Origin of the sequence: Rhodopseudomonas sp. NSM, assembly GCF_052445935.1 — a bacterium.
Taxonomy (GTDB): domain Bacteria; phylum Pseudomonadota; class Alphaproteobacteria; order Rhizobiales; family Xanthobacteraceae; genus Rhodopseudomonas.
In genome coordinates, this window is the sequence record NZ_JBQTCH010000004.1 from 286763 (window position 1) to 312372 (window position 25610).

The following is a 25610-nucleotide window of genomic DNA, read 5'->3' on the forward strand; positions in this document are numbered from 1 at the left end:
GCGCCGATCACAAGCAGGGATGCGGCGCGCTGGCAATGGTCGAGTTCCGCCGCCCGGCAAAAAGCAACGGCGCGGATCGCTCCGCGCCGCGCCGGCTCCGAAGAAGCCTCAGAACTTGTAGGTGATGCCGGTGGCGACCAGCCACGGGTCGAGATTGACCTTGCCGGTGACCGGCGTGCCGCCGGCCAGCGTGCCGCTCCACTCCGGACGCAGCCACAGCTTCTTGACGTCGACGTTCCAGCCCCAATGCTTGTCGAACATGTAGTCGAAGCCGACCTGCACGGCCGGTGCGAAGCTGTCCTTGAGGTGGCTCTCGATCACGGTGCCGCCTGCGGCCTTCTGGCTGAAGAAGAAGGTATAGTTCACGCCGGCGCCGACATAGGGCTTGAACGCGCCGAACTCGGTGAAGTGATATTGCAGCGTCAGGGTCGGCGGCAGCAGCCACGACTTGCCGACGTCGACGCCGGTGAGCGTGCCGGTGCCGGACACGCTGTGCTTGGTGACGCCGAGGATCAGTTCGGCGGCGATGTTCTTGGTGAAGAAATACGAGATGTCGAGTTCGGGCACCAGGGTGTCGGTGGTCTTCAGGCCCGATCCGGCGACCTGGTCGACATAGCCGGAGTCGCGGGTCACGACGCCGAGCGCGCGCAGGCGGATCATCCAGGGATTCCAGGCCTCGACGACCGGCGCCTTGTAGATCGGCTTGGCGGAAAGATCGGCGGCGAAGGCGCTGCTCGGCAGGCCGTTCAATGCCGCCGCCATCGCCAGCGCCGACACTGCAGTCAGAAATTTGGTCATAGGTGCCCCATGAATGTCATTGGCGTGAGCAACCGCACACGCTCGCGGTGCACCAATGCCGCTCGGGGACCTCAACGTTTGATCGAGATCAAATGGCGAAGACGGCTGCGGCAGGCTGTCGCGGCGCGTGTCCCCACGGACACAGATTCTTCGACCCGCTCGCAACTGAGCCGCGCCTTACGAGCAAGCCGTCGCGGCCTCGCGCGCCACGGCAGTGCTCTGAGGTGACGGCCGACTTACGGCCGGCTCGGGTTCTGCATCATGTAGTCGCCGAGATCGCGCTGGGCGCGATTGGCGCGGGTGACGGCATTGGAGCGCTGGACGTCGCGGTCCTTGCGGCAGGCGACGTAATCCGGCGAACCGGCCGCGACGCCGTTCTGCCGGCAGAACGCATCGTCGTCGCCGAGATCAGCCGGTGCTTCGTAGCGGCTGGCGCATCCGGCGAGCGTGAAGGCGATGACGGACAGGGCGATCAGGCGTTTCGTGGTGAGCAACATTCAATACCCTAAGCGTCCGTCATTCCGGGGCGCGCGGAGCGCGAACCCGGAATCCCGAGGTGTTCGGCGAAGCGAGATTCCGGGTTCGCCGCTGCGCGGCGCCCCGGAATGACCGTTGAGAGGCCGATGCCTGTTTACCGCGAATTGCGGAGTTTGTAAGTCCGCGACGCGCGCCCTGCCCCGCTCAGCCGCCCTGCCGCTCTCAGCTATGGCTCTTCAGCGCCGAGCTGATGTCGTCGAGCGCGGTCGGGTCCTCGATCGTGGCGGGCATCGCCCATTCGTCGCCGTCGGCGATCTTCTTGATGGTGCCGCGCAGGATCTTGCCGGAGCGGGTCTTGGGCAGCCGCGGAACGGTGATCGCCAGCTTGAAGGCGGCGACCGGGCCGAGCTTGTCGCGCACAAGCTTGACGATCTCCTTCTCGATCTCGGCGTGGTCGCGGGTGACGCCGCTCTTCAGCACGATCAGGCCGCAGGGCACTTCGCCCTTGATCGGATCGTTGATGCCGAGCACGGCGCATTCGGCGACGTCCGGATGCGAGGCGAGGATCTCCTCCATGCCGCCGGTCGAGAGACGGTGGCCGGCGACGTTGATGATGTCGTCGGTGCGGCCCATCACGAAGACGTAGCCGTCCTCGTCCATGTAGCCGGCGTCCGATGTCTTGTAGTAGCCGGGATAGTCGGCGAAGTAGCTCTCGCGGCAGCGTTCATCCTGCTGCCACAGCGTCGGCAGATTGCCGGGCGGCAGCGGCAGCTTGATCACGATCGACCCCATCGTGCCGGTCGGCACCGGCCTGGCGGCCTCGTCGACCACTTCGAGCTTGTAGCCCGGCATCGGCACCGTCGGCGAGCCGTGCTTGACCGGCAGCAGGCCGAGGCCGACCGGATTGCCGGCGATGCACCAGCCGGTTTCGGTCTGCCACCAGTGATCGATCACCGGCACCTTCAATTGCTGCTCGGCCCATTCCACCGTCGGCGGATCGGCGCGCTCGCCGGCGAGAAACAGTGTGCGCAGTTTCGACAGGTCGTATTTGCGGATGAAGCTGCCTTCGGGGTCGTCCTTGCGGATCGCCCGGAAGGCGGTCGGCGCCGTGAACAGCGCCACCGCGCCGTGCTCGGCGATCACCCGCCAGAACGCGCCGGCATCCGGCGTGCCGACCGGCTTGCCTTCATACATGATCGAGGTCGCGCCGTGCAGCAGCGGGCCGTAGATGATGTAGCTGTGGCCGACCACCCAGCCGATGTCGGAGGCGCACCACCACACCTCGCCCGGCTTGACGCCGTAGAGGTTCTCCATCGTCCATTTCAGCGCGACCAGGTGACCGCCATTGTCGCGGACGACGCCCTTGGGCTTCCCCGTAGTGCCCGAGGTGTAGAGGATATACAGCGGATCGGTGGCATCGACCGCGACGCATTCGGCCTTCTTGTCGGCGGCCAGCGCCTCGGCGCGCAGCGTCGCCCAGTCGTAATCGCGCCCCTCGATCAGGTCGCAATCCTGCTGCGGCCGCGCCAGGATGATGCAGGCGTCGGGCTTGGCGGTCGACAGGCTGATCGCCTCGTCGAGCAGCGGCTTGTACTTGACGATGCGGCCGGGCTCGATGCCGCAGCTCGCCGACAGGATCAGCTTCGGCTTGGCGTCGTCGATGCGGGTCGCGAGTTCTTTCGCCGCGAAGCCGCCGAACACCACCGAATGCACAGCGCCGATGCGGGCGCAGGCCAGCATCGCCACCATCGATTCCGGCACCATCGGCATGTACAGAATGACACGGTCGCCCTTCTGCACGCCGAAATCCTGCATCACCGCGGCGAGCGCCTGCACTTCGCGCAGCATCTCCGCGTAGGTGAACTGGCTGATCGTGCCGGTCAGCGGCGAATCGTGGATCAGCGCGACCTGGTCGGCGCGGCCGTTCGCGACGTGGCGGTCGAGCGCGTTGTAGCAGGTATTGACCTTGGCGCCGGCGAACCAGCGGCCGTACAGGCCCAGCGAGGGATCGAAGACTTTGGTGGCGGGCTCGATCCAGTCGATCTCGCGGGCGGCCTCCGCCCAGAAGCCCTCGGGGTCGGCGAGCGAGCGGGCATGAACCTCGCGATAACGGCTCTTGTCCTGGATATTCATGGCGTCTGCTCCCATCGATCTCGGGCGGTTTGCCCGCCATGTCCGGCTTTTAGCCGCTGCTGACAACCCCGCCTTTGTTCCTAATCAAGCGGATTGCCCGCCGGCGGGTCGCCGGGCCGCATTGTGGCCCGGCGATCCGGGGTTTCAAGGCCGAAACGGACACGTCCGGGCGGAGGATCGCCATATCGCAAATCCCGGCGCCCGATCCGAACAGGCTCTATCTGCCGCCGGCGACGCCGGTCAGTTGCTGCAGCCTCGCCTGCATCGCCGCGCGCAGATCGTAGCCCGGCCGGCCGAACGAGGCGTTGCGGGTCGCGATAAAGTCCGTCTGCGCACGCTTCAGCGCGCGCAGCTCGGCCGGTTTCGCGTTGGACTTGGCCTGCAGGATGCGAAGCTGCGCCGCGGCAATCTCGCGGTCGAGATTGGCGAGTTCGCGATCCCCGCAGATCGCCTTCTCCACCGCACGTCGGGCGCGGGCGCAGTCGAAGCTCGGCTTGCCGTCGACCGCCTTCTGCACGCCGAGCCGCTCCAGCTCGGTCGCCAGCGCCCTGTGATTGGCGCGCGCGGCAGGGTGATCCCGTTGCAACTTGAGCGCGGCGGAGAAATCCGCCAGCGCCTTGGGGCGGTCACCCTTGCCGAGCCACAGCTCGCCGCGGGCATTGAGGATGTCCGGCTGCTTCGGATCGAGCCGCAGCGCGTCGTCGTAATCGGCGAGCGCGCGATCGACCTGCTGCTTGCGTGTCAGCGCGCCGGCGCGGGCGATCAGCGCCTTGATGCGATCGTCGCGCTCGGTGTTGCGCTTGGCGATCAGCCGGCCGCACAACTCGACCGCGCGACCGTCGTCCCGCTGCGCCGCCGCGGCGAGGCACGGCGCCGGATCGATCGTCGGATCGTCGAGATCGTCGACGCCGGTCGCGAACGAAGGCGTCGCTGCGAGCAGCGCGAGGGCGAGCATAAGACCTGCTGCGGACAACCAACGCATGGATCGATTGGTTCTGCCGTCCAACATGCGATCCGTCATCCCGAGGTGCGCGCGCTCTTGCGCGCGCCTCGAAGGATGAGCCGCATGGACTCGCTTCCATCCTTCGAGGCTCGCTGCGCTCGCGCCTCAGGATGACGGCCGCGACCCATCACTTCAGTTCACCTTCAGCGTCAGGCCGCCGTCGACCACTAGTTCGAGGCCGGTGACGTATTTCGACTCGTCGCTGGCGAGAAACAAGGCGGCGTTGGCGACGTCCCAGGCTTCGCCCATGTGCCCCATCGGCACCTGCGCGTCGCGCGCGCGCCACATCGCTTCCACGTCGCCGCCGGCGTAGCTCGCCGCAAGCCCGGTGGAATGCGCCACCATCGGCGTCTTCATCAGGCCGGGCAGGATGCAGTTCACCCGGACGTGGTCCTTGGCGTACTCCACCGCCGCCGTCCGCGTCATCGCGTTCATCGCCGCCTTCGACGCCGTGTAGGTGACGTACGAAATCCCCAGATGCCGGATCGAGGCGATCGACGAGATGTTGATGATCGAGCCGCCGCCCTGGCGCTGCATGATCGGGACGACGTGCTTCATCGCGAGGAACGCACTCTTGAGGTTGACCGCGAACACCCGGTCCCAGTCCGCTTCCGACACCTCGACCACGCCGCCGGTCTCGGCGATGCCGACATTGTTGTCGAGCACGTCGATGCCGTCCCAGGCGTTGACGCAGGCGGCGACCATCGCCTCGACATCGGCGGCGCGCGACACGTCCGCGGCGAACGCGATGGCGCGACCGCCTTCGGACTTGATGATGTCGACGGTCTCCTCGGCGGCGTCGCGATTGCGGTCGACGCAGAACACCTGTGCGCCCTCGCGCGCGAACGTCACCGCGGTCGCCTTGCCGTTGCCCCAGCCCGGCCCGATCGAACCGGCCCCGACCACCAGCGCGGTCTTGCCTTGCAGTCGTGGCATGCGTGTTCTCTCTCGTCGTTGTCGTCAGCGCCTTTTAGCCCGGATGAAGCGAAGCGCAATCCGGGAAGGCGCACCCTCGCCCCGCGCGCGGGGAGAGGGTGCGCTGTGCCGCGCGGAGAGTTACTCGCACGCGCTCATCGTCGTCGGCTGTGCGCCGATAGCGTGGCCGATGATCTGCGACAAGGTCCGGCATTGTCCGCCGGCGCACAGTCGCCATTCGCCGGCCATGCCGGAATTGCCGAGCACGACCTCGCGCAGCGGGCGCGGCTTCGGCGTCCATTGAAACCAGCCGTCCACGAGGCGCGCCTCGGGCGGCGGCTCCATGCCGGCGCCGGTGCCTTTGACGCGTGCCTGCACCAGTTCGAGCCCCTGCGGCGTGACGCGCCAGTCTTCCTGCCACGCGGTGTGTTCGATCGAATGCGTCCAGGCCAGCGTGAAACCGGCGAGCGCCAGCGTCTTCACCACGCCGGCGGAGGCGAGGCAGAGGCTCACGCCGCGGCGACCGCGCCGCGCGGCCGCTGCCGCCATTGCCACGCCACCACCAGCGCCGCGATGGTGAAGCCGACATAGTCGCTGTAGGGGAATTCACCGAGCAGGCAGACGCTGGCGGCGAAGGCGACGAGGCGCTCGATCACATTCATTCGCGTATACAGGAAGCCGATCGCCACCATGCCGAACAAGCCGATCGCGATCAGCGCTTTCAACGTGGCGTAGAGCACCGCGCCGTAGAAGCCGAGTTGCGCCGCCATCGGATCGCCGGGCTGCAGCATCAGCGCCGGCGAATACACCGCGATGAACGGGATGACGTAGCCGGCGAGCGCTATCCGCATCGCCTCCCAGCCGATCTTGTCGGGATTCTCCCTGGCGATCGGCGCGGCCGCCAGCGCCGCCAGCGCCACCGGCGGCGACAGATCCGCCATGATCCCGTAGTAGAACGCGAACATGTGGCTGACCAGCAGCGGCACGCCGAGCTTCGCCAGCGCCGGCGCGGCGAGCGCCGCGGTGATGATGTAGGTCGGGATCGTCGGGATGCCGGTGCCGAGCAGGATCGACAGCAGCATGGTCATCACCAGCGCCAGGAACAGGCTCTTCTCGCCGAGGCTGATCACCCAGGTGCCGAACACGGTGCCGACCCCCGTTTGTGTCATCATGCCGATGATGGTGCCGACGATGGCGCAGGCCATGCCGACGGTGAGTGCGGATTTGGCGCTGTCGGCCAGCGAATCCCGGCAGGCCGCGAGCGTGCCGCGGCCACCGCGGGTGATGGCGGTGATGCCGATCAGCACCGCAACCACCACGATCACCTTCATGATGTCGAGCCCGTCGTGCAGCACCGCGCCGGCCACCATCGCCAGCCCGATCCAGAACACGTAGCGCAGCACCTGATTGGAGAAGCCGTGCACGATGCTGGCGCCGAGGATCAGCGCCACCGTCAGCGCCAGCCCCATCGAGCCGGCATAAAGCGGCGTGAAGCCTTCGAACAGCATGTAGACCAGCGCCGCCAGCGGCAGGATCAGGTACCAGCGGTCGATCACGGCGCGCAGCGCGCTCGGGATCTCGGACTTCTTCATGCCGACCAGGCCGTGCTTGCCGGCCTCCAGATGCACCATCCAGAACGCCGAGGCGAAGTACAGGAACGCCGGGATCACCGCGGCCTTGACCACCACCGAATAGTCGACGCCGAGCGTCTCGGCCATGATGAAGGCGACCGCGCCCATCACCGGCGGCATGATCTGCCCGCCCATCGAGGCGGTGGCCTCGACGCCGGCGGCGAACGCCCGGCGATAGCCGAACCTGATCATCAGCGGAATCGTGAACTGGCCGACGGTGACGACATTGGCGACGCCGGAGCCGGAGATCGTGCCCATCATGCCGGAGGCGAACACCGCGACCTTGGCGGGGCCGCCGCGGGTGCTGCCGAACAGGCCGAGCGAGACGTCGGTGAACAGCTGGATCATGCCGGCGCGCTCGAGGAACGAGCCGAACAGGATGAACAGGAAGATGTAGGTCGCCGACACGTAGATCGGCACGCCGTAGAAGCCTTCGGTGCCGAACGACAGGTGGGTGACCACCTGGTCGAAATCATAGCCGCGATGATTGAACGGCGCCGGCAGATACTGGCCGAGAAACCAGTACAGCAGGCAGACGCCGCACATGATCGGCAGCGCCGGCCCCATCAGCCGCCGCGTGCCCTCGAAGATCAGCACCGCCAGCAGCGTGCCGACCGCGAGGTCGAGATGGGTCGGATCGCCGTCACGGGCGATCAGATCGGCATAGAAGATCCACTGATACAGCCCGCACAGGAAGCCGAGCGCGCCGGTGATCCAGGCGATCGCGCGGCCGAAACCGGTCCGGGCGGTGAAATTGCCGATCAGCCCGAAGGTCAGCAGCACCAGAAAGCCGACATGGACGCCGCGCACCACCTGGCTCGGCAGCACGTTCCAGGCCGCGATGACGAGCTGGAACACCGCGAAGGCGATCGCCACGCCATAGGCCAGATGGCGCCAGCCGCGCGGACCGAACCCGGCCGGAAAGCCGTGCTCGAAATTGTCGAACTCGACTTTGACGGCTCCGGGAGCCTGTTCGACCGCGGCGGTCTGCATCTGGCTGCTGTTCCTCGATGGGCGGTTCTTGGGTCCTCGACCGGACCGTCTCCAGGCGATCGGCGTTTCAACCGTCATTGCGAGCCGAAGGCGAAGCAATCCAGAGCTCCGTGCGCTGAGCCCCTGGATTGCTTCGTCGCTTCGCTCCTCGCAATGACGACAGCGAGCTTACTTCAGCACGCCTTTTTCCTTGAAGTACTTGATCGCGCCGGGATGCAGCGGAACCGGGCTGCCGGCGGCGGCGGTCTCGAGCTTGATGCCCTTGCCGGCCGCATGGGCGCTGGCGAGTTCCGGCAACGAATCGTAGACCAGCTTGGTCATCTGATAGGCGAGGTCGTCGGACACCGCGGTCGAAGTCACGAGATAGTTGATCACCGCCGCGGTCGGAACGTCCTTGTCCTGGCCCTTGTAGGTGCCGGCCGGAATCGTTTCGGCCACGAACGGCGGGCCGATCTTGTCGACGACGTCCTTCGGCACCGAGACGACGTTGATCTCGGAGGAGTTGCTGAGATCCTTCAGCGAGGCGACGCCGAGGCCGGCGGATTGCAGCGTGGCGGCGAGCTGGCGGTTCTTCATCAGGTCGACGGATTCGGCGAAGGGCAGATACTCGATCTTGCCCATGTCCTTGTAGTCCATGCCGGCGGCCTTGAGGATCGCGCGCGAATTCAGCTCGGTGCCGGATTTCGGCGCGCCCACCGACAGGCTCTTGCCCTTGAGGTCGGCCAGCGTCTTGATGCCGGAATCCGCGGTGGCGACGATCTGGATGTAGTTCGGATAGATCGCGCCGATCACCCGCAGCTTGTCGAGCTTGGCCTTGAAGCCGGCCTCGGGATCGCCGTCCCACGCAGCCTTGAGGGAGTCGCCGAGCGTGAAGGCGATCTCGCCGCGGCCCTGCTGCAGCAGGTTCAGGTTCTCGACCGACGCCTTGGTGGCCTGCACCTGCGACTTCACGTTCGGAATCTTGTCGCCGTAGATCTTCGCGATCGCGACGCCGAGCGGGTAGTACACCCCCGACGTTCCGCCGGTCAGCACATTGACGAATTGCTGGGCGTGAGCCTGCGGCGCCGCGACGAACACGGCCGCAGCCGCGGCGAAACCCAAAAATCTGGCCTTCATGAACGGTTTTCTCCCCTGGGTTGTTTGCCAGCGAAACTGAACGGACGAAACGCCGCGGTCAACCCGTCAAATCGGCGACGATACAGGTCGCCGCGGAACAAGCGTCCGGCCGGGCAGTTTGTGACCTGGCTTCTTCGTCCCACACCGGAGGCTTGCTTGCCCTTGAAGCACAGGCCGGACCGGTCGCTCGACGCCCTCAACTTCTTCCTGGCCGACGTCCGGGACGGGCTCGGCCCCTATCTGGCGATCTATCTGCTGGCGGTGCAGCACTGGGACGAGGCCTCGATCGGGCTGGTGATGGCGGTCGCCGCGTTGGCCGGGATCGCCGCGCAGACGCCGGCCGGGGCGTTGATCGACCGTTCGACGGCCAAGCGCGGCCTGCTGGTCGCCGCCGCGATCGTGGTTACGCTGGCGTCGGTGATGCTGCCGCTGTTGCAGAGCTTCGAAGCCGTCGCGGCGACCCAGGCGCTCGCGGGTGCAGCCGGCGCGATCTTCGCGCCCGCGGTCGCGGCCGTGACGCTCGGAATCGTCGGCCCCCGCGCCTTCGCCCGCCGCACCGGGCGCAACGAGGCGTTCAATCATGCCGGCAATGCGGTGGCGGCGACGCTGGCGGGCGTCTCCGCGTATTATTTCGGTCCGGTGGTGGTGTTCTGGCTGATGTCGGCGATGGCGCTCGCCAGCATTGTCGCGACGCTGTCGATCCCGGCGAAAGCGATCGACAATCAGGTCGCGCGCGGCCTCGTCCCGATCCGCGGGCCGGATGCAAGCGCGCCGGCTCCCGGCCAGCGCCAAGATCAGCGCCACGACCAGCCCTCGGGCTTCAAGGTGCTGCTTACCTGCCGTCCGCTGCTGATCTTCGCCGCCGCGACCGTGCTGTTTCATTTCGCCAATGCGGCGATGCTGCCGCTGGTCGGGCAGAAGCTCACCCTGGTGAACAGGGAGCTCGGCACCACCCTGATGTCGGTGTGCATCGTCGCGGCGCAGATCGTGATGGTGCCGGTGGCGATGCTGGTCGGGCACAAGGCCGACGTGTGGGGCCGCAAGCCGATCTTCGCGGTGGCGCTGGGCGTGCTGGCGCTGCGCGGCGCGCTGTATCCTCTCTCGGATAATCCATTCTGGCTGGTCGGGGTGCAGATGCTCGACGGCGTCGGCGCCGGGATTTTCGGCGCGCTGTTTCCGCTGGTGGTGGCCGATCTCACCCGCGGCACCGGCCATTTCAACATCAGCCAGGGCGCGATCGCCACGGCGACCGGAATCGGCGGCGCGCTGTCGACCGCGGTCGCCGGGCTGATCGTGGTCACCGCCGGCTACAGCGCCGCCTTTCTCACCCTCGCCGCGATCGCGGCGCTCGGCCTGGTGCTGTTCGTCGCCCTGATGCCCGAGACCCGCCAGACCGGGCTGCCGCCCATTGTGCTGGCCCCGACCACGCCGGCTGAGTAGGTTGTCGCCGCGCATTCACGTGGCCGCGCTACCCTGCCGCTCGTGGACACCGCCGGTGCCCGTTGCATCGACGGGCACTGCTTGATGAATGGTCCGTCGATGTCCCGTCCGCCATCCCGCTCCGGCCTCGTCTTCGACCGTCGAACGCTGCTACGCGGCGCGCTCGGCGCCGGCCTCGCCGGCGCGCTGCCGTCCGCTGCCGATGCGGCGGAGCGCGTCGCCTTCAGGTCCGACCCGTTCACGCTCGGGATCGCTTCGGGCGATCCGGCGCCCGACGGCTTCGTGCTGTGGACCCGGCTGGCGCCGGAACCGCTCGAGGCGCGTGGTGGCATGACGCCCGCGCCGGTCGAGGTCACGGTCGAGATCGCCGACGATGCGGCGATGACGCGGATATTGCGCAGCGAGACGGCAATCGCCCGGCTCGAACTGGCGCATTCGGTGCACGTCGAGGTCGAGGGGCTGTCGCCCGCGCGCGATTACTTCTATCGCTTTCGCGCCGGCGACGCCGAAAGCCCGATCGGCCGCGCCCGCACCCTGCCCGCGCCGGGCGAGATGCCCGCGCAGATGCGTTTCGCTGCGGCCGGCTGCCAGCGCTGGGAAGGCGGCTACTACACCGCATGGCGGGCGATCGCCGACGATCGGCTCGACGTCGTGTTCCATTACGGCGACTACATCTACGAATATGCCTTCGCGGCGCACGACAGGGACGGCAAGCCCAACCCGCGTACGATGCCGCCGGACTTTCCGGCCTGCTTCACGCTGACGGACTATCGACGCCGCTACGCGCTGTACAAGGGCGACCCGGACCTGCAGGCGGCGCACGCATCCTGTCCGTTCCTGTCGAGCTTCGACGACCACGATGTCGCCAACAACTGGGCCGCCGACAGCGACCCGAAAAACACCCCGGCCGACGCATTTCTGTTCCGCCGGGCGATGGCGCTGCAGGCCTGGTACGAGCATATGCCGGTGCGCCGTGCGCAGCTCCCGCACGGCCCCGACGTGCGCGCCTATCGCGGCTTCCGTTTCGGCACGCTCGCCGACATCGCCGTGCTCGACACCCGGCAGTATCGCTCGCGCCAGCCCTGCGGCGACGGCTTCCGCGCGCATTGCGACGAGGCCGATGCGGCCGGTCGCACCATGCTCGGCGCGGCGCAGGAGCAGTGGCTGGCGCAGCGGCTGAAAGAGAGCAGCGCGACCTGGCAGGTGCTGGCCCAGCAGGTGCAGTTCGCGCCGTTCGACTGGCGCGGCTTTCCGTTCGTCAAGGAGACCGACGCCCCGGTGCTCGATCTCGACACCTGGAGCGGCGCCAGCGCCGCGCGCGACCGCGTGACCGCGATGCTCGCCGAAGCGAACATCGCCAATCCGGTGGTGCTGACCGGCGACCTGCACCGGGCGATGGCATTCGAACTGCGGCGCGACTGGCGCAATCCCGACTCGCCGCGGATCGGCGTCGAGTTCCTGTCGACCTCGATCTCCTCGCCCGGTGATGGCCCGGCGACGGCCGAGAAGCTGGCGACGATGCACCGCAACAACCCGCATTTGAAATTCTTCAGCGACCGGCGCGGCTACACCCGCCACGTCGTGACGCCGGCGCGCTGGCAGGCCGATTTCCGCACGGTGGACAGCGTCGCGACCCGCGGAGAGCCGGTCAGAACCGCGCGAACCCTGATGGTCGAAGCCGGCCGGCCGGGGCTGATCGGCAACTGAGCCGCGCGGCCATGCCGGCATTGCGGCGCCCGCGACGCGTTGCACTGGTCAGGCTGCGGCCGACCGCGTAGTCTGGCGTCCGCACCGGCCCGCAAGAGGCCGGTCGGACCGGGAGAACGCCAGACATGACCGCTCGACAGCGCGTTGCGCTTTCGCACGCCGCCACTGCCCGCAGACACCTGCCGGCCGGCGCTTTCATCCCCCTCTGTTCGATCCGCCGCGCCTGGGCGCGGGGCAGCCGCAACTAATTGCACGTCCAGCGCCGGCGCGTTTCCGCACGCCGGCTTTTCGTCGTCGTCCGCTCCCAGCCAGAACCAAAAGAAGGAAGTCCGCATGCCGTCTTCGACCCGACCGCCGTTCCGACCGAGCCGCCGCACCGTGCTGCGCGGCGCCGCAGCGCTGGGCGCGCTGCCGCTGCTGCCCGGAATCGTCCGCGCCGACACCTCGTGGCCGACCCGGCCGGTGAAGTTCATCGTGCCGTTCGCAGCCGGCGGCACCACCGATATTCTGGCGCGGCTGGTGGCGCAGAAGATGTCGGAGGAGTACGGCCAGCAATTCATCGTCGAGAACAAGGCCGGCGCCGGCGGCAACATCGCCGCCGATTTCGTCGCCAAGGCGGATCCCGACGGCTACACCTTCATCGTCGGCACGCCGGGCACGCACGCGATCAATCAGTTCGTGTTCAAGTCGCTGAGCTACGACCAAGCCAAGGACATCGCGCCGGTGATCGTCATCGCCAAGGTGCCGAACCTGTGCTCGGTGACCAATTCGCTGCCGGTGAAGAGCGTCGCCGAACTGATCGCCTACGCCAAATCGAAGCCCGGCGAAGTGTTCTACGGCACGCCCGGCCTCGGCTCGACCGCGCACGTCTCGATCGAACTGTTCAAGTCGATGACCGGGGCGCCGATGACGCACGTGCCCTACAAGGGCTCGGCGCCGATGCTGACCGATCTGATCGCCGGCCGCGTGCACCTGACCATCGACAATCTGCCCGCATCGCAACCCCATGCCGACGGCGGTGCGATCCGCGCGCTCGCGGTCTCGACCGCGACGCGCTGGCCGCTGCTGCCGGACCTGCCGACCATCGCCGAGGCCGGCGTGCCCGGCTACGACGCCGCGGCATGGTTCACGATCGGCGCGCCGGCGAAGACCTCGCCGGAGATCGTCGCGAAGTTGAATGCCAGCGTCGACAAATTCATCAAGACCGACGACGGCACAGCGCGACTGCGCAAGCTCGGCGCCGATCCGGTCGGCGGTTCGCCCGCGGACATGCAGCGCTTCGTGCTCGCCGAAACCGAAAAATGGGGCAAGGTCGCGAAGTTCGCCAAGATCGAACCGCAGTAGCAGCGTCACGGCAAATTACCGCTCGATCATCGTCTCACGCGGCGGCGGATGCGCTGCCGCGTGAGACCTCTGCTGACCACAGATAGCGCTGCATCATACCGTATTCGCCCCGCTTTCGCCGCCTTGCTGCACGCGCGGCAGGCATCCACAGCGCGTTCCCGATCATCGCAATTTAAATAGCTATCGCCGGTTTAACCCTACCCGGGACTTCATGTGGGTTGCGGAACAATTCCACAATTCGAACGCGTTCCAACCCCTAGAACTGCGACGGGTAACGGGGGGAACGACGATGAACACCGCCACGATCGAAATACAGGAGCGCGCCACGCCCGCGGCGTTCGGACGCCGCAAGGTGTCGCCCCGCGCCTGCATCATCGACGGAAAGCCGCACCTGCGGGCATTTCTCGCCGACACGCTCGAGGAGCTGCGTTTCGTCACCAGCGAGTGCGGCGGCGTCGAGGAATTGTCGCCCCGGATCCTCGCCCAGCAGCCCGACATGCTGGTGATCGGCTCGTCGGTCGGCGGCGTCGAGGCCGCCCGGATTCTTGACGTCGCCGACAATGCCGGCTTCAGCGGCAGCGTGATGCTGATCTCCGCGCGCGAGAGCATTGCGCTGCGCGGGATCCTGCACCACGGCCTCGAGCGCGGCCTGACCATGCTGCCGCCGCTGACCACGCCGTTCAGCGCGCAGATGCTGCGCGAGAGCGTGGCGCCGCTGCTGCCGCAGGAACCCGCGCCGCAGCCCGAGGTCGATGTCGCCGAGGCGCTGAAGACCGGCTGGCTGGAGCTCTGGTACCAGCGCAAGCTCGACGCCCGCTCGCTGATGCCCTGCGGCGCCGAGGCGCTGGTGCGGATGCGACACCCGAGCTGGGGCGTGGTGGTGCCGTCCGCATTCCTGCCCGACCGCAACGATCCGCATTTCCGCGCGCTGTCCGAATTCGTCGTCGCGCGCGCGGTGGCGGACTGGCGCTATCTGCTCGATCATCACGGCCCGGTCGATCTGTCGATCAATCTTCCGGTCGACTTCCTGCTCGACGCGCAGGCGGTCGAGGATCTGTGCGCGTGGATCCCGACGCATCCGGCGTTCGGCGGACTGATCGTCGAGGTCAACGCCGGCGAAGCCGCCAGCCATATCGACACGATGGTCGACGTCGCGCGGCGGCTGCGGCTGCACAACGTCGCGATCTCGATCGACAAGGTCGGCGCCGACTGGCCGGAGCTGATGCATCGCACCGCGTTTCCGTTCGTCGAGCTGAAGGTCGACCGCGCCTATGTCACCGGCTGCGCCGACGACCGGCTGAAGCGGACGGTGTGCCGGCGGATCGTCGACCTCGCCGGCGAGTATGGCGCGCGCTGCACCGCGACCGGAATCGAGAGTCGCTCCGATTACGTCGCGGCCCACGAGATCGGCTTCGATCTGGTGCAGGGCTATCTGTTCGGCAAGCCGATGGGGCTGAAGAAATTCGCCCGCGCTGCTGCGGCGAGGCCGCCGGGGACGCTGGAGTGAACCGCCGCGCTACTCCTCGAACGTCATGTCGAGGCAGCGCGACACGTCGCTGCCGAGGCCGGAGGCGATGATGATGCAGCCGCGCACCTTGCGGCTGGCGACGTCGCTGGCCCAGACCGCGTAGCCACCCGGGCCGAAAAACGAATTGGTGTTCGCCGATTCGGTCTCGGCGGCGTCGAATTCGTAGGTCCCGTCGGTGTCGAAGATGCGCGGACGTTTGGTGCAGCCGCCGTCGGTCTGGACGTTGATCACTTCCTTGTTGTCGCGGGTCATCGCCAGGCTGACCGAGCAACGGTAGTATTCCGAGGTCTTGACGTTGAACAGATAGGCGTAGGAGCGGCAGGTCGCGGTGGTGAGCTTGCCGGGGCTGAGCCCGCGGCTGCAGGCGATGCGGTGGTTGTTGCCGAGCTTGAACTCGTCGGCCTGCGCCGCGCCGACCGGCACGGCCAGTGACGCCAGCGCCACCGCGGCGCCCTTCATCGAAGCCTGCCATGACCTTGCGCGCATCGTTTGCCCCCTGATCGTGTTCATCACCGCTTTCGAGCATCCTGCTCTAGAGCGTTTTCGAGCGAAGTGAAAACCGGTTCGCGTGGAGAAAACGCGTCAGAACAAAAATCGAGAGCGCCGGTTCTGATTTTATCAGAACCGGAGCTCTAATGTGGAATCGGCGCGAGCGAAAGAGTCCCGACGGATAGTGACGAAGGAGCGCATCCAGTGTTACCAGACCCGTCGTCTGCTTGACGGAATCGTATCGTTCGTGATTTGTTCAAGCTCACGACTCGCCCGCCATGTCACACATCTGACTGTCACATGCGGCGCACCAGTCGGAAGTCGAAGGAGACTGCAGCCATGATCGCCCGATCCCTCGAGACGCTGCTGGCGGCGGCGGTTGTCGGCGCGCTCGCATTGCCGCTCGCCGCGCGCGCCGAGGAGCCGACGCCGTGGGTGCTGTCGCCGGACATGGGCTATGGCTACACCCGCGACAGCAAGACCTTCGCCTACAAGATGGGGACCAGCAACGCCAAGGAGTTGTTCAAGGGCGCCAAGAAGGTGCCGAAGAACACGCTGTTCTTCATCGGCGCCAACGGCCAGCTCTACATGCGCACCGGGCCGTTCCTCGAGGACGACGGCAGCTTCAGGTTCGGCCCGGACCGTTGATCGAAGCCGGCGCCGTCAGAACGCGGCGGCGAGTTCGCGCGCGCCGGGATTCTTGCTGTTGGCATCCATCCGCGCGTCGGTGACGGCGAGCAGCTTCGCCACGGTGTTGTGGCGGATCGCCACCGGATTGCGCTCGTAGCCCGAGCGCTGGAAGAAATTCGCGGTCGGCACGATCTCGCGCATCGCCTGCGGCATCGTCACCATGTCGAGCCCGGTGCCGTCGCCGGTGAGATTCATCATCTCCAGCTCGGCGGCGGTCAGCGGCTGGGTATAGCCCTTCAGCCGCGCGAAATTCACCGACGTCAGCAGCTTGTGGGTCTGCAGCAGCGGCCCGACATCGATGTCGAGCACCAGCGCATGCACCCCCCAGCCCTGCGGCGTGCGGCCGAGCTTCTCGTGCTCGCTCCAGTTGCCCGGGATCGACCGCGCGAACGCCACCATCCGCTTGACCACGGCGATCTTGCGCTCCAGCGCCGCGCGCGGCGGACCGGACAATCGCGCCGCCTTGTCGTTCAGCGCCTTGAGGATGTGATGGCCCTGCTCGGCCAGCAGCACCAGCGTGTTGGTGGTGAGCAACTGATTGTAGCCGATCGCGGTGGAGATCGCGCGCGAGCCGGGCCGCGACTTGCTCAGCCCCGACTGCATGTCGTGATCGCCGTTGCCGCCGGTCTCGAACGCATAGACCCGCACCGCCTGCTCGGGGGTCAGCCCCATGGCGCGGGCGACGCGGGCGTAAGCGCGCTTGAATTCGACCTCCGCCGTCGGCCGCTGCGGCGTGAACTGATAGTATTGCGCGGAGGCTTTCAGGAAATCGGCGACCACCGGAATGGTGCTGCGCTCGCGCGGCGGCTGGCGTGACGGCTCCGGATCCACCGGGCGCTTCGGCCCGGTATAGAGCGGCGGCTGCGCCAGCACGTAGTCGTCTTCCGTCACCCGGTCGCCGGCGCGGCGCTTGGCGTTGCGGGTGCGGCGCTTCTCGGCGATCGCGTTCCAATACGCCTGGGCGTCGGCGTCGTATTCGGCGCGCGCGGCCTGATATTGCTGCAGCCGGTAGCGATACTCGGCGATCGCCTGCGGCGAGGCGGCCTGCGCCATCGCATTGGCGAGCCGTGGCGGCAGCGGCGCGGCGGTTTGGGCGGGCGCAAGCGACGCGGTCACGAGCAGCGTCAGCAGCGCGACACCCGGCTTGCGGAGCGAGGAAGAGCGGAGCGGGTTCCGAATCGAGGCGATCAGCATGCGGCGAATCATATCGCATCGAGTGGTGAATGAATCACTTCGCTTCGCCGCCTGCGACAAATCGCAGACCCGATGCGTCCGCTGCCGGACACTACTTCCAGGCGAACACCGGCTGTTCCAGATCGGCGACGCGCGTCACCCGGCCGGCCAGCACTTCGCGGAACTGATAGATCAGCGCCGCGGTCGGCGCGTGGATGTAGTCGCCGGCGTGGCGGAACCTGACCACGCGGCGCTCGCTCTCCGGAATCCGGGTGAAATCGAACGCCTCCTCGTGCGCGATGTCGGCGAGCGCAATGTGATGCACCGAGGCGACCTCGTCGGGATTGGGCGCGAGTTCCGTCGCCGCTGCGGCCCACGCCACCACCGGGGTGATCAGATAGCCGGAGCGGGTCGGATAATCGTCGAGCATGCCGAGCACGTCGCCGGCCTGCAGAGCGAGGCCGAGTTCCTCGTGCAGTTCGCGCAGCGCGGTCTCGGGCGCGGTCTCGCCTGCGTCGCAGCGGCCGCCCGGCAGCGCCCATTGGTTGCTGTGCGCGCGCAGCCGCGCGGCGCGGAATGTCAGCAGGAACGAGGCCGTGCCGTCGGGGCCGGCCACCACCGTGATGGCGACGGCGGCGCGCTTGAGGCCTTGCGGCGTCAGGCCGTCGTCGTGGCGCGGAAAGGTGCGGCAGCGCGCGGCGATGTCGGCCCGCAGGGTGTCGTTGTGCAGATGGCTCATCCGGCTTGACTACACCGGCGGCGTGCCCGAGGAAACCATCGCCGCGGCGTTTCCGTGGCGAAGGAAACACCGCGCATGACCGAGACTGCCCGCAGCCTGAAAGCCGACGGCTGGGCCGTGATCCACGACGACGGCTTTATCGATCTGGTCGGGCCGCTGTGGCATCGCGTCGTCGACGGCCATCATGAATACGCGATCGCGACGGCTGCAAAGCACCGCAACCGCCGCGGCCTGGTGCAGGGCGGGCTGATGATGACGCTGGCGGACCGCGCCTCCGGCATGGCCGCGCGCGAACAGTCCGGCGCGCCGCATGTCGCGACCGTGCAACTCGACACGCACTTCGTCGATGCGGGCGAGATCGGCGACCTCCTGATCGCGCGGCCGCGGGTGGTGCGCGCGACCCGCAGCCTGATCTTCACCTCGACCGAAGTGAGCGTCGATGGCCGTTGCGTCATCCTCGCCAACGGCGTGTTCAAGATCGTCCGGCCGCGCTGAGACCGGACCACCGGTCTCGACTCAGGCGGGTTCGAGCCAGCGCCCCAGCGCGTCGAGCGTCACCAGTTCGTCGGCAGCACCGGCACCGGCGAGATGCCGGTACGGCGCGTCCGGCTCGCCGAGATCGCTCAGCACCGCCAGCGCGCCGGAGAAATCGTCGCCCTCGGTGTAGATCCCCGGCGTCACGATGGTGGCGAGCCCCGCGCCGAGGGCCGCCCGCACGCCGTTGGTGGAATCCTCGAACGCGACGCAGCGCGCGGCCGGCAGCGCGAGGCGCTCCAGCACATGGTGATAGATATCCGGGGCGGGCTTCTTCGCGGGCACGACATCGCCGGCGCCGACCACGTCGAACAGCGTCATCGCCTCGCGGCCCAGCGACGCGCCGAGCAGCGCCTCGACATTCGGCAGGCTGGTGGTGGTGGCGATCGCCAGCCGCACGCCGGCCGCCTTGGCCTCCCGGATCAGCCGCGCCACCCCCGGCCGCAGCGTGGCGCCGGCTGCGACCAGCGCGGTGTAGCGGCCGGTCTTGGCCGCGTGCAGTTCGGCGATCCGGCCCGCGGCGCGCGCGGCGCCCTCGGGCTCCGACTGCAGAAAATGCGCGATCCGCTCCTTGCCGCCGGCGACCTCCAGCAGCCGCCGATAGGCCGGCGCGTCCCAGTTCCAGGGCAGTGCCTCCGCGGCGAAGGTGTCGTTGAAAGCCTGCCGGTGAAGCTCTTCCGTCTCCGCGAGCGTGCCGTCGACGTCGAAGATCAAAGCTGCTGGTATCATTTAACCCCTTCACTCAACAAGCCGCCCAGGCCCCTCAAATAATGAACAAAAATCATGCCTGACAAAGGTTTGAGCACCGTGTAAAGTAATCTTTACAGTGACATCAAGCTATATCCATGGCTCATCCTTCGGAATCATCTTCGCGGAAATGCGAGATTTGCGGTGGCGACATGAAGCTGCTCGGCCGCTTGCCGAGGCGGACGCATCAGCCGTCGAAGGTGGTCTTCCGCTGCTCCAACTGCGACCATGTGGTTCAGGAGCTCGGCTGAGAGTCTGACCGGAAATACAGGCCGCAAAATCAACGCCTCTCCCGCCGTTGCGAGCAAAGACGAACCTGAGCGCCTGATCTTGTCGCTCTTCATTTTGAGTCGAACTCCGAGGAGCGCGACCCGGCCGGAGTCCGCGCCACCCGGCCCGTTGGACGCGCGTGCGAGTTACGAGATCCCGTCCACGATCTCGCCGATCGCGTCGTACACCAGATCGAGATCGGCCTGCGTGCTGCAATAAGGCGGCATCAGATAGATCGTGTTGCCGAGCGGCCGGACCAGCAGACCCCGTTCGCGAAAACCGTGATGAAGGCGAGGACCGATGTCGGCCATGTAGCCGGCGTCGCCGGAGACGACATCGAGCGCTGCGATCGTGCCGAGCTGCCGGACATTTGCAAACCGCTTGTCGTCGCGGAAGCGATCGAGCTTCGCCGCGTGCCACGCCGCCAGTTGCGCGATGCGCTCGCGGACCGGCTCGGCGTCCCAGATCTCCAGATTCGCCAGAGCCGCCGCGCAGGCGATCGGATTGGCGGTGTACGAGCTTGAATGGAAGAACGTTCGGGCCCGATCGGTCGAGTAGTGCGCGTCGAAGATCTCCGCGCGGCACAGCGTCACCGCCAGCGGCAGCGAGCCGCCGGTGAGACCTTTGGAGTAGCAGGCGATGTCGGGCACCACATCGGCCTGCTCGCACGCGAACAGCGTGCCGGTGCGTCCCCATCCGGTCATCACTTCGTCGGCGATCAGCAGGACGCCGTGGCTGGCGCAGATCCGCTGCATCTGCGCGAGCACCGCGGGCGGATACATCAGCATGCCGCCGGCGCCGAGGATCAGCGGCTCGACGATCAACGCTGCGACGCCGCCGGCGCGGCACGACGTCTCCAGCGCATCGAGCGTCGCCTGCTCGCGGCCTTCCGCCGGAAACGGCAGCCGGTCGACCTGAAACAGCAGCGGATCGTAAGGCGCGTTGAAGACGCCGCGCTCGCCGACCGACATGCCGCCGATGGTGTCGCCGTGATACGCGCCCTGCAGCGCCAGGATCCGGCTGCGGGCCTCGCCGCGATGCCGCCAGAAACCCAGCGCCATCTTCAGCGCGACTTCGACCGCGGTCGAGCCGCTGTCTGAAAAGAACACGTAGTCGAGCCCGGGCGGCGTGATCGCGACCAGACGTCGCGCCAGTTTTTCCGCGGGCTCATGGGTAAAGCCGGCGAAGATCACCTGATCGAGCCGGTCGGCCTGGTCCTTGATCGCCTGCACGATTCGCGGATGACGATGGCCATGGGTCACCACCCACCACGACGAGATCGCATCGTAAATCCGCCGGCCATCGGCAGTCTCGAGCCACGCGCCCTCGCCCTTCGCGATCATCGTCGCCTCGGGCTGCACCGCGTGCTGGGTGAAGGGATGCCAGACCGGCGAGGTCGATGTCATGGGGCGGGGTCTTTCAGGAAGTCGTCGGCATTGAAGCTCTGCGCAAACGCCGCGCGCAGCGCATCGACGCTCAGTTGGGGAAGAAGCGGCAGACGGCCGAGCCGCCGCACGCGGCCGATCCCGGCGATGACGCGCTCGGATTCGACATTCGCGTCGCCGATGAAGGCCACGCCGAGCAATGGAATCGCGCGCGCGCGCAGCGCCTCGATCGACAGCAGCGTGTGATTGATGGTGCCGAGCGTGGTGCGCGCGCACAGCACCACCGGCGCACGCCAGCGCGCGAACACGTCGATGTAAGTCAGACTCCGCGTCAGCGGCACCAGCAATCCGCCGGCGCCTTCCACCACCAGCGGCCCGTCGACGTCCGGCAGCACCAGCGCCTCCGCATCGATGGTGACGCCATCGATCTCGGCGGCGAGATGCGGCGAGGCCGGCGTGTTCAGCCGATAGGCTTCCGGCAACAAGCGCGCTTCGGCCAGGCCGGACAGCCGCAGCACCGCCTGCCGGTCGGTCTCGTCCTCGATGCCGGCCTGCACCGGCTTCCAATAGGTCGCATTCAGCGCACCGGCGAGCGCGGCCGCGAACACGGTCTTGCCGATCCCGGTGTCGGTGCCGGTGACGATGATGGTCTGGGTCATGCCGCCTTCCGCATCTCTTCGGCGATCGCCGCGAACAGATCCGCGACCGTCGCCTCGTCGATCGTCGCCGTCAGCGCGATGCGCAGCCGCGCGGTGCCCTCCCGCACGGTCGGCGGCCGGATCGCGCGGACATCGAAACCGCGCCGCTGCAACGCGGCGGCGACCGCGACGGCGGCTGTGTCGGCGCCGATGATCACCGGCAGGATCTGCGACCCGGAGGGGGCGATGCCGCAACAGCGGCGAAGCTCGCCGCCGGCGAACTGCACGAGGCGCGCGAGCCGCTCCCGCCGCGCCGGATTGGTGCGCGACAATTCGATCGCCGCGCGCGTGATCGCGGCGACCAACGGCGACGGCGCGGTCGCGAAGATGAAAGGTCGCGCCCGGTTGACGAGGAAGTCGCGGATCGTGCGCGGCGCCAGAATGAAGCCGCCGACGGTGCCGAGCGCCTTGCCGCAGGTGTGCAGCGTGACGACGTTGTCGCGGCCTTCGAGGCTTGCGGCGAGGCCGCGGCCCTGCGGCCCGAGCACGCCGGTGGCGTGCGCCTCGTCGATCACCAGCATCGCGTCGTGGCGGTCGGCGACCGCGAGCAGCGCGTCGAGATCGGGGCTGTCGCCGTCCATGCTGTAGAGGCTCTCGACCGCGAGCCACGGCCGGCCTTTGCCGCCGGCCGCACGCCAGCGCTTCACCGCGGCGTCGAACGCATCGGCATCGTTGTGCGCCGCCGCCACGCATTCGGCACGCCCGCGGCGCATTCCCTCATGGGCGCTGGCATGGATCAGTTCGTCGTGCACGACCAGATCGCCACGCTGCGGCAGCGTCGAAAAGATCGCCAGATTGGCCACATAGCCGCCGCCGAAATATAGCGCCGTCTCGGCGCCGAAATAAGCCGCGGCCTCGGTCTCGAGCGCTTCGTGCTCGGGGTGATTGCCGCGCAGCAGCCGCGAACCGCCCGACCCCACCGGCACCCCGCGCGCCACGGCGTCCGCCGCCGCGCGGTTCAGCTCCTCGGATTCGGCGAGGCCGAGATAATCATTCGACGTGAAATCGAACCCCGCCCGCGCGCGCAGCGACCGCAGCCGCCCCCGGCCCGCGAGTTCGCGCAGGTCGGACTCGAATGCTTCATGCATGATGATTGTCTCGCTGTGCGGCTTCGTATCCGTCCGGCATGATGCTGTCGTGGTCCGCAGCGCCGGCGCGATGATCGGTCGAGGCGAGCCATCGTCGCGCGATCCAGCTCGTCGGATCAAACGGCACCGTCAGATCGTCGTGATCAACGGGGTCGCAAGTCTTCTGGGGGATGGTGCCCAGGGGCGGGATCGAACCACCGACACTGCGATTTTCAGTCGCATGCTCTACCAACTGAGCTACCTGGGCGTTCCGCCCGGCGCGAAGGCCGGGGGAGCGCCGGGTTATAGTCAGCCGCGGCGGCGCTGTCCACCCGTCCGGGGGTGGCTTTGTCGGGGAAAATCGTTCGGGACTCTGCAAGCCAAGCAGGACCGCGGCCGACCCGCCCGCCCCTCAGTTGTCCTCGTCGTCGTCCGCCGGGGCGGCCGGGATCTTGTAGGCGCCGGACAACCAGCGGTTGAGGTCGACGTCGCGGCAGCGTTCGCTGCAGAACGGCCGGGATTCCGCAGTCGCGGGTTTGCCACAGACCGGACACCGCTTTGCCGCAGCGGATTTGCCGGCGCCGGACCTGTCTGCGGGCGCGTCAGGAGGCATTGAGCCAGCCGAAACGGATCGGGTAGCCTTCGCCGCCGAGCAGCGACACCGTCTCGTACAGCGGCAGGCCGACGATGTTGGTGTAGGAGCCGACGAGCTTGACCACGAAGCTGCCGGCGATGCCCTGCACGGCGTAGCCGCCGGCCTTGCCGCGCCATTCGCCGGAGGCGACATAGCCGTCGATGTCCTCCTCCGACAGCCGCTTGAAGCGGACCTTGGTCTCGATCAGGCGCTGGCGGAAGCCGCCTTTCGGCGTCACCAGACAGACCGCGGTGTAGACGCGGTGGTTGCGGCCCGACAGCAGCCGCAGGCATTGCGACGCCTCGTCGACCAGTTCGGCCTTGGGCAGGATGCGGCGCCCGACCGCCACCACGGTGTCGGCGGCGAGCAGGAAGGCGCCGCGCAGATCGTCGTCGAGCTGCACCGATTTTAGCGCCGCCTCGGCCTTGGCGCGTGCCAGCCGATTGGCGCAAGCGCGCGGCAATTCGCCCCTGATCGGGGTCTCGTCGACATCCGCCGGGCGCAGCGCGTCGGGCTCGATCCCGGCCTGATTGAGCAGCGCAAGCCGTCGCGGCGAGCCGGAGGCGAGAACGAGTTTGGGACGGCCGAGCATGCGGAACTTTTGATTCGAGCGATGGCGGGAAAGGAGCGCGGAACCTATCGGAAGGCAGGGGTGACGACAACAGCCGGTCTGCAGAAAGGAGCGTTACGCCGCTGGAACTATCGCGACGGCCAGTTCCAGGACGGCGGATCGGCGTCGCGCACGACTGTCTCGCTGAGCTCCTTGTCGAGCACGATCTCGCGGCAATCGGCCTCGCGGCCGAGCGCCGACACCAGACCCTCGGCGTGCGACACCACGACGATCTGAGAGCGCTGTGCGGCCGCGGCGACCAGCCGCGCCAGCGGGCGCAGTAGGTCCGGATGCAGGCTCGCTTCAGGCTCGTTGAGGATCATCAGCTCGGGCGGCCGCGGCGACAGCAGCGCCGCGACCAGCAGCAGATAGCGCAGCGTGCCGTCCGACAATTCGGCCGTCTTCAGCGGGCGGAGCAGACCGTGCTGCTGCATCGCCAGTTCGAAATAGCCGTCGAGGGCTGCGACGGCGAGGCGCGCGCGGGGAAAGGCATCGGCGACGGTGTCGTCGAGCCGGTCAGGATCGCCGATCTCGATGATGGTCTGAATCGCGGCTGCGAGATCGGCGCCGTCGCTCGCCAGCACCGGCGTATAGGTGCCGATCTGCGGCCGCCGCGCCGGCGCGTCGCGATCGGTGCGGAGCTGATCGTAGAACCGCCAGCCGTTCATGCGCTCGCGCAGCAGCAGCAGTTCGAGCGCATCCTTGGGATCGGCGCAGTGCGTCATCATGCTGTCGAAAGTCGCGAGCGTCCGATAGGTCTCGCGCCACTGGCCACCCTCGTCGCGCACCCGCACCGAGGGCCCGCGGCGCTCGGCGAACGCATTGGCGCGGCCGAGCAGGTCGCCGGTCCACACGCTCTCGGCCTTGATCTCGGGATCGCGCGCGAACAACGAACTGTTCGGCGTCGGCGGCAATCCGAGGTCGATCGCATAGCCGTAGTCCGTGCCGGCAAAGCCGAGCTTGAGCCCGACCCGCTTGCTGCGCGTCGTGCCCTGCACCGGATGCACGCCCTGCTTCATCGCGCGCGACAGCGTCTCCGGCCCGGCCCACAACGTCGACTGCAACCCGCCTTCGGCGGCGAGCGACTGGATCACCCGCCCCTGCGCGATATCCGCAAGCAACTTCAACGCACGATACAGACTCGACTTGCCGGTGCCGTTGGCGCCGGTGACGACGTTGAGCGGACCGAGCGACAGCCGGACGTCGCGCAGGGATCGATAGCCGGAAACAGCGAGTCGTGTGATCATCCCTCACCTGCGGAGGCGTCGCGAGAGTCACTGAATACCAGATCGGCGGCGGCGTTTCCCATGCGCGTCGTGAGCATCTGCCTGCGTCTATCGGGCGCTGTGTTTGAACGATGAATTCCACCACGCCCAGCGCGCTCCCTCGCCCCGCTCTTGCGGGGAAAGGGTCGGGGCGAGGGGCAACGCGAGGGGCTGACTCTCGGCTTCGTCGAGACGCCCCCTCACCCGGTCCGCATCTGGCGATG

24 protein-coding genes and 1 tRNA gene are annotated in these 25610 nt (G+C 67.8%); 6 read left to right on the forward strand and 19 right to left on the reverse strand.

Features of this window, described 5'->3' with window-relative positions; translation table 11 throughout:
- Positions 1 to 108: 108 nt before the first annotated feature.
- The 8 genes from ACTZWT_RS13290 to ACTZWT_RS13325 form a co-directional block, all read right to left on the reverse strand.
- Positions 109 to 798 carry an OmpW/AlkL family protein gene (locus ACTZWT_RS13290; RefSeq protein ID WP_444770151.1) on the reverse strand — a complete coding sequence of 230 codons (690 nt, stop codon included), beginning with the start codon at positions 796 to 798 and terminating at the stop codon, positions 109 to 111.
- A gap of 236 nt (positions 799 to 1034) precedes the next feature.
- Entirely contained in the window at positions 1035 to 1295 is a 261-nt protein-coding gene (locus ACTZWT_RS13295) for a hypothetical protein (protein WP_444770152.1), read from the reverse strand.
- A gap of 202 nt (positions 1296 to 1497) precedes the next feature.
- Positions 1498 to 3408: a propionyl-CoA synthetase gene (locus ACTZWT_RS13300; RefSeq protein WP_444770153.1), complete on the reverse strand. Its 1911-nt coding sequence runs from the start codon at positions 3406 to 3408 to the stop codon at positions 1498 to 1500.
- Positions 3409 to 3625: 217 nt separating this feature from the next.
- Positions 3626 to 4363 (reverse strand): tetratricopeptide repeat protein, encoded by a 738-nt coding sequence (locus ACTZWT_RS13305; RefSeq protein WP_444770154.1) that lies wholly within the window; start codon positions 4361 to 4363, stop codon positions 3626 to 3628.
- Between the two features lie 180 nt (positions 4364 to 4543).
- Positions 4544 to 5347 carry an SDR family NAD(P)-dependent oxidoreductase gene (locus tag ACTZWT_RS13310; protein ID WP_444770155.1) on the reverse strand — a complete coding sequence of 268 codons (804 nt, stop codon included), beginning with the start codon at positions 5345 to 5347 and terminating at the stop codon, positions 4544 to 4546.
- A gap of 120 nt (positions 5348 to 5467) precedes the next feature.
- The gene (locus ACTZWT_RS13315) at positions 5468 to 5875 is read right to left on the reverse strand and encodes a DUF1850 domain-containing protein (RefSeq protein ID WP_444770156.1); all 408 of its coding nucleotides are present in this window, start codon (positions 5873 to 5875) and stop codon (positions 5468 to 5470) included.
- Positions 5836 to 7950: a TRAP transporter permease gene (locus tag ACTZWT_RS13320; RefSeq protein WP_444770157.1), complete on the reverse strand. Its 2115-nt coding sequence runs from the start codon at positions 7948 to 7950 to the stop codon at positions 5836 to 5838. Before ACTZWT_RS13320 ends, ACTZWT_RS13315 begins: the two co-directional genes overlap by 40 nt.
- Before the next feature lie 168 nt (positions 7951 to 8118).
- Positions 8119 to 9066, reverse strand: a complete 948-nt coding sequence (locus ACTZWT_RS13325) for a TAXI family TRAP transporter solute-binding subunit (RefSeq protein ID WP_444770158.1) — start codon at positions 9064 to 9066, stop codon at positions 8119 to 8121.
- Between the two features lie 156 nt (positions 9067 to 9222).
- On the opposite strand from ACTZWT_RS13325, the gene ACTZWT_RS13330 reads away from it, so the two are divergent.
- The 4 genes from ACTZWT_RS13330 to ACTZWT_RS13345 all read left to right on the forward strand — a co-directional run bounded on the left by ACTZWT_RS13330 (position 9223) and on the right by ACTZWT_RS13345 (position 15064).
- The gene (locus tag ACTZWT_RS13330; RefSeq protein WP_444770159.1) at positions 9223 to 10506 is read left to right on the forward strand and encodes an MFS transporter; all 1284 of its coding nucleotides are present in this window, start codon (positions 9223 to 9225) and stop codon (positions 10504 to 10506) included.
- Positions 10507 to 10605: 99 nt separating this feature from the next.
- The gene (locus ACTZWT_RS13335) at positions 10606 to 12213 is read left to right on the forward strand and encodes an alkaline phosphatase D family protein (protein ID WP_444770160.1); all 1608 of its coding nucleotides are present in this window, start codon (positions 10606 to 10608) and stop codon (positions 12211 to 12213) included.
- A gap of 333 nt (positions 12214 to 12546) precedes the next feature.
- Complete coding sequence (locus ACTZWT_RS13340) at positions 12547 to 13557, forward strand: Bug family tripartite tricarboxylate transporter substrate binding protein (RefSeq protein WP_444770161.1); 1011 nt, start codon at positions 12547 to 12549, stop codon at positions 13555 to 13557.
- Positions 13558 to 13846: 289 nt separating this feature from the next.
- On the forward strand, positions 13847 to 15064 hold the full coding sequence (locus tag ACTZWT_RS13345; RefSeq protein ID WP_444770162.1) for an EAL domain-containing protein: 1218 nt from the start codon (positions 13847 to 13849) through the stop codon (positions 15062 to 15064).
- 9 nt (positions 15065 to 15073) lie between these two features.
- Here the strand turns inward: ACTZWT_RS13345 and ACTZWT_RS13350 are convergent, their stop codons facing one another.
- The gene (locus tag ACTZWT_RS13350) at positions 15074 to 15544 is read right to left on the reverse strand and encodes a hypothetical protein (RefSeq protein WP_444770305.1); all 471 of its coding nucleotides are present in this window, start codon (positions 15542 to 15544) and stop codon (positions 15074 to 15076) included.
- Between the two features lie 369 nt (positions 15545 to 15913).
- Here ACTZWT_RS13350 and ACTZWT_RS13355 point away from each other — a divergent pair, with 369 nt between their 5' ends.
- Positions 15914 to 16222 carry a hypothetical protein gene (locus tag ACTZWT_RS13355; RefSeq protein WP_444770163.1) on the forward strand — a complete coding sequence of 103 codons (309 nt, stop codon included), beginning with the start codon at positions 15914 to 15916 and terminating at the stop codon, positions 16220 to 16222.
- A gap of 15 nt (positions 16223 to 16237) precedes the next feature.
- On the opposite strand, the gene ACTZWT_RS13360 is transcribed toward ACTZWT_RS13355, so the two are convergent.
- Positions 16238 to 17458: a hypothetical protein gene (locus tag ACTZWT_RS13360; protein ID WP_444770164.1), complete on the reverse strand. Its 1221-nt coding sequence runs from the start codon at positions 17456 to 17458 to the stop codon at positions 16238 to 16240.
- Positions 17459 to 17549: 91 nt separating this feature from the next.
- Positions 17550 to 18176, reverse strand: coding sequence for an NUDIX hydrolase (locus ACTZWT_RS13365; protein ID WP_444770165.1), 627 nt, complete (start codon positions 18174 to 18176; stop codon positions 17550 to 17552).
- 75 nt (positions 18177 to 18251) lie between these two features.
- On the opposite strand from ACTZWT_RS13365, the gene ACTZWT_RS13370 reads away from it, so the two are divergent.
- Complete coding sequence (locus ACTZWT_RS13370) at positions 18252 to 18671, forward strand: PaaI family thioesterase (RefSeq protein ID WP_444770166.1); 420 nt, start codon at positions 18252 to 18254, stop codon at positions 18669 to 18671.
- A 21-nt stretch (positions 18672 to 18692) separates the two neighbouring features.
- Here the strand turns inward: ACTZWT_RS13370 and ACTZWT_RS13375 are convergent, their stop codons facing one another.
- From ACTZWT_RS13375 to ACTZWT_RS13410, 8 genes are all read right to left on the reverse strand, one after another.
- Positions 18693 to 19439, reverse strand: coding sequence for an HAD-IA family hydrolase (locus tag ACTZWT_RS13375; protein ID WP_444770167.1), 747 nt, complete (start codon positions 19437 to 19439; stop codon positions 18693 to 18695).
- A gap of 434 nt (positions 19440 to 19873) precedes the next feature.
- Positions 19874 to 21133, reverse strand: coding sequence for an adenosylmethionine--8-amino-7-oxononanoate transaminase (locus tag ACTZWT_RS13380; protein ID WP_444770168.1), 1260 nt, complete (start codon positions 21131 to 21133; stop codon positions 19874 to 19876).
- Entirely contained in the window at positions 21130 to 21771 is a 642-nt protein-coding gene (gene bioD / locus ACTZWT_RS13385; protein ID WP_444770169.1) for a dethiobiotin synthase, read from the reverse strand. Before bioD ends, ACTZWT_RS13380 begins: the two co-directional genes overlap by 4 nt.
- Positions 21768 to 22898, reverse strand: coding sequence for an 8-amino-7-oxononanoate synthase (locus ACTZWT_RS13390; protein WP_444770170.1), 1131 nt, complete (start codon positions 22896 to 22898; stop codon positions 21768 to 21770). The genes bioD and ACTZWT_RS13390 overlap by 4 nt, the downstream gene beginning before the upstream one ends.
- A gap of 171 nt (positions 22899 to 23069) precedes the next feature.
- Positions 23070 to 23145, reverse strand: a tRNA-Phe gene (locus tag ACTZWT_RS13395).
- A 144-nt stretch (positions 23146 to 23289) separates the two neighbouring features.
- Positions 23290 to 23490, reverse strand: coding sequence for a DNA gyrase inhibitor YacG (yacG, locus tag ACTZWT_RS13400; protein WP_444770171.1), 201 nt, complete (start codon positions 23488 to 23490; stop codon positions 23290 to 23292).
- On the reverse strand, positions 23480 to 24103 hold the full coding sequence (locus ACTZWT_RS13405) for a Maf-like protein (protein WP_322515628.1): 624 nt from the start codon (positions 24101 to 24103) through the stop codon (positions 23480 to 23482). The genes yacG and ACTZWT_RS13405 overlap by 11 nt, the downstream gene beginning before the upstream one ends.
- A gap of 107 nt (positions 24104 to 24210) precedes the next feature.
- Entirely contained in the window at positions 24211 to 25368 is a 1158-nt protein-coding gene (locus ACTZWT_RS13410; RefSeq protein WP_444770172.1) for an AAA family ATPase, read from the reverse strand.
- Positions 25369 to 25610: the final 242 nt, after the last annotated feature.

What these genes read in the sequence shown, in the direction of transcription:
- yacG (WP_444770171.1), bottom strand. Translation starts at nt 23,490, where the DNA reads ATGCCTCCTGACGCGCCCGCAGACAGGTCCGGCGCCGGCAAATCCGCT.
- ACTZWT_RS13345 (WP_444770162.1), top strand. Translation starts at nt 13,847, where the DNA reads ATGAACACCGCCACGATCGAAATACAGGAGCGCGCCACGCCCGCGGCG.
- ACTZWT_RS13405 (WP_322515628.1), bottom strand. Translation starts at nt 24,103, where the DNA reads ATGCTCGGCCGTCCCAAACTCGTTCTCGCCTCCGGCTCGCCGCGACGG.
- ACTZWT_RS13410 (WP_444770172.1), bottom strand. Translation starts at nt 25,368, where the DNA reads ATGATCACACGACTCGCTGTTTCCGGCTATCGATCCCTGCGCGACGTC.
- ACTZWT_RS13355 (WP_444770163.1), top strand. Translation starts at nt 15,914, where the DNA reads ATGATCGCCCGATCCCTCGAGACGCTGCTGGCGGCGGCGGTTGTCGGC.
- ACTZWT_RS13320 (WP_444770157.1), bottom strand. Translation starts at nt 7,950, where the DNA reads ATGCAGACCGCCGCGGTCGAACAGGCTCCCGGAGCCGTCAAAGTCGAG.
- bioD (WP_444770169.1), bottom strand. Translation starts at nt 21,771, where the DNA reads ATGACCCAGACCATCATCGTCACCGGCACCGACACCGGGATCGGCAAG.
- ACTZWT_RS13340 (WP_444770161.1), top strand. Translation starts at nt 12,547, where the DNA reads ATGCCGTCTTCGACCCGACCGCCGTTCCGACCGAGCCGCCGCACCGTG.
- ACTZWT_RS13290 (WP_444770151.1), bottom strand. Translation starts at nt 798, where the DNA reads ATGACCAAATTTCTGACTGCAGTGTCGGCGCTGGCGATGGCGGCGGCA.
- ACTZWT_RS13295 (WP_444770152.1), bottom strand. Translation starts at nt 1,295, where the DNA reads ATGTTGCTCACCACGAAACGCCTGATCGCCCTGTCCGTCATCGCCTTC.
- ACTZWT_RS13325 (WP_444770158.1), bottom strand. Translation starts at nt 9,066, where the DNA reads ATGAAGGCCAGATTTTTGGGTTTCGCCGCGGCTGCGGCCGTGTTCGTC.
- ACTZWT_RS13350 (WP_444770305.1), bottom strand. Translation starts at nt 15,544, where the DNA reads ATGAAGGGCGCCGCGGTGGCGCTGGCGTCACTGGCCGTGCCGGTCGGC.
- ACTZWT_RS13315 (WP_444770156.1), bottom strand. Translation starts at nt 5,875, where the DNA reads ATGGCGGCAGCGGCCGCGCGGCGCGGTCGCCGCGGCGTGAGCCTCTGC.
- ACTZWT_RS13375 (WP_444770167.1), bottom strand. Translation starts at nt 19,439, where the DNA reads ATGATACCAGCAGCTTTGATCTTCGACGTCGACGGCACGCTCGCGGAG.
- ACTZWT_RS13300 (WP_444770153.1), bottom strand. Translation starts at nt 3,408, where the DNA reads ATGAATATCCAGGACAAGAGCCGTTATCGCGAGGTTCATGCCCGCTCG.
- ACTZWT_RS13335 (WP_444770160.1), top strand. Translation starts at nt 10,606, where the DNA reads ATGTCCCGTCCGCCATCCCGCTCCGGCCTCGTCTTCGACCGTCGAACG.
- ACTZWT_RS13370 (WP_444770166.1), top strand. Translation starts at nt 18,252, where the DNA reads ATGACCGAGACTGCCCGCAGCCTGAAAGCCGACGGCTGGGCCGTGATC.
- ACTZWT_RS13365 (WP_444770165.1), bottom strand. Translation starts at nt 18,176, where the DNA reads ATGAGCCATCTGCACAACGACACCCTGCGGGCCGACATCGCCGCGCGC.
- ACTZWT_RS13360 (WP_444770164.1), bottom strand. Translation starts at nt 17,458, where the DNA reads ATGCTGATCGCCTCGATTCGGAACCCGCTCCGCTCTTCCTCGCTCCGC.
- ACTZWT_RS13305 (WP_444770154.1), bottom strand. Translation starts at nt 4,363, where the DNA reads ATGCTCGCCCTCGCGCTGCTCGCAGCGACGCCTTCGTTCGCGACCGGC.
- ACTZWT_RS13380 (WP_444770168.1), bottom strand. Translation starts at nt 21,133, where the DNA reads ATGACATCGACCTCGCCGGTCTGGCATCCCTTCACCCAGCACGCGGTG.
- ACTZWT_RS13310 (WP_444770155.1), bottom strand. Translation starts at nt 5,347, where the DNA reads ATGCCACGACTGCAAGGCAAGACCGCGCTGGTGGTCGGGGCCGGTTCG.
- ACTZWT_RS13390 (WP_444770170.1), bottom strand. Translation starts at nt 22,898, where the DNA reads ATGCATGAAGCATTCGAGTCCGACCTGCGCGAACTCGCGGGCCGGGGG.